The organism is Ectobacillus ponti (assembly GCF_024294785.1).
GTDB classification, from domain to species: domain Bacteria; phylum Bacillota; class Bacilli; order Bacillales; family Bacillaceae_G; genus Ectobacillus; species Ectobacillus ponti.
This window is the reverse complement of record NZ_JANCLT010000088.1, coordinates 1-586: the sequence shown is the minus strand read 5'-3', so window position 1 is coordinate 586 and position 586 is coordinate 1. Positions and strand designations below refer to the sequence as shown.

Here is a 586-nt window from a genome sequence, read left to right as displayed (position 1 = left end):
GCAACACATCAGCACACACCGCTCCAAAGCAAAACCCACGGACCCGCTTCCCCTCCCCGAGAAGAAGAGAGCAGCATCCATGGCGCCCAAGGCGGAGAAGAAGCCGGCCGCGAAGAAGCCCGCGGAGGAGGAGCCCGCGGCAGAGAAGGCCGAGAAGGCCCCGGCGGGGAAGAAGCCCAAGGCGGAGAAGCGTCTCCCCGCCGGCAAGGGCGAGAAGGGCAGCGGCGAGGGGAAGAAGGCGGGGAGGAAGAAGGCGAAGAAGAGCGTCGAGACCTACAAGATCTACATCTTCAAGGTGCTCAAGCAGGTCCACCCCGACATCGGCATCTCCTCCAAGGCCATGTCGATCATGAACTCCTTCATCAACGACATCTTCGAGAAGCTCGCCGAGGAGGCCGCCAAGCTCGCCCGCTACAACAAGAAGCCCACCATCACCTCCCGCGAGATCCAGACCTCCGTGCGCCTCGTCCTCCCCGGCGAGCTCGCCAAGCACGCCGTCTCCGAGGGCACCAAGGCCGTCACCAAGTTCACCAGCAACTAGGCCTGTCTCTCTAGGGTTTCGATGCCATGCTTCTCTCCTTCCCTT

At 63.0% G+C, this 586-nt stretch carries 1 protein-coding gene; it reads left to right on the top strand.

Translation table 11 applies throughout. The features are described 5' to 3' along the window. A partial coding sequence (locus NK662_RS24685; protein ID WP_254761362.1) for a histone H2B family protein occupies window positions 1–541 on the top strand: 541 nt, incomplete at its 5' end. Between the last annotated feature and the right edge of the window lie 45 nt (window positions 542–586).